A 1,357-nucleotide genomic window follows, 5' to 3' on the forward strand; every position below is an offset into this window, starting at 1 on the left:
GGGCGAGGTCGCGCCGCCCGGTATCCAGTTGGCATTGTTGAACCGCTCGGCATCCAAACCGGCGATAAGTATAGCGTTGTAGTGCCAATTTGCGGCACTTCCCCAAAAACTGATGCCGCTTTGGTGCCACGTACAGGGGATGAGCGCGGTTTCCTCTTCGGGGCGGAGGACGGAAAAAAACTCGTTGGGCAAATGGTGGCGATTTGTCAGTCCAATGGGTATCACCAAATGCCCCATACGCAGGTGCGCCTGTTGGGAGAATGTTTTTTCGAGCCAAAACTGTTCGAGCGATACCTCGCCGCCTTTTTCGATTTCCTTTTCGTATTCGCCCGTTTCTTCGCGTTCAATCTCGTAGGTCGCACCCGTGCCGCCGTGTTCGTATTCCAATTCAGATGCCATTTTCCAGCCTTTCCCAAAATCGTAAGCCACCTGGATATTCACATGAGGCAGGTCGAATCGCCCGTGTGAAGCCTCTTTATTGCTTTCGGGGTATTCATAGCGTTGCACATTGTCGCTGTAAAACATCCGTTGAGCCACAGCCTCGCCATAACCCCCAATCGTGAACTTCGATTTTTGCGCCTGCCCACTCCCGCAGAAAAGCAGCACCAGCACCATAATAAGAAAACCATTTTTACGCATCATTTTTATCTTTAAATTTGACGCTGCAAAGGTATCGGCTTCCGGTAACGCGCACAATCCCTATTTTGCGGGAAATTCTTGAGGTGCACTCACTATATTTAGGGAAAAACCCCGTAGACTAAAGTCTACGGTTAATAAAGTGCTGTCCCTGCGGGAGAAGGAGCGAGAGCCAGGTGGTATGATTGCGGATAGTCATATAATGAAAATGCCGCAAATAAAAATCAAAAACCGCCAGAAAGTTTGCGCTCTCGGACGGTTTTTTCAAGTTGTGTACAAGGCTAAAGCCTTTTTTCATCTTTTCTCAAAATCCAATTGGTCATGATAGCCATCATCATCTACTACGATGGTAAGCTCGGAGTCTGTGAGTTTCGTTACAGTAACAATTGACACATGCCCATCTCTATCGTCTGTTCTGCTGATTTTTCCTCCACTATACTCCCATGTTCCGGTGATAGTAGATGGCTCCCCACCATGGGATTCTGTTTCAGAACACGTCCCATCATTTCTAAAGGTCATTGTTAAAGCTGCATCCGATACATTGTAATTGTTATTCCAAGTATCACCATCATAGCTGTCGTATCCTTCATTGTGAACCAATACCCATGTTCCAACTACGGACGGGGCAGTTGAGGCAGTTGGAACAAAGAACCACTTCAGCCCGCTTGGCTCTGTAGTACTCATTTCAGAATCGTCTTTCGACCAATACAGTTGAGACCAG

1 protein-coding gene and 1 pseudogene are annotated in these 1,357 nt (G+C 47.6%); both read right to left on the reverse strand.

Features of this window, described 5'->3' with window-relative positions; genetic code table 11:
• A pseudogene (locus ASC50_RS00600) lies at positions 1–642 on the reverse strand (hypothetical protein); the annotation flags it as partial.
• 288 nt (positions 643–930) lie between these two features.
• On the reverse strand, positions 931–1,357 hold a 427-nt coding region (locus tag ASC50_RS00605; protein ID WP_158648217.1), incomplete at its 5' end, for a lipocalin family protein.

The sequence above is a fragment of the Candidatus Symbiothrix dinenymphae genome (genome assembly GCF_001431085.1).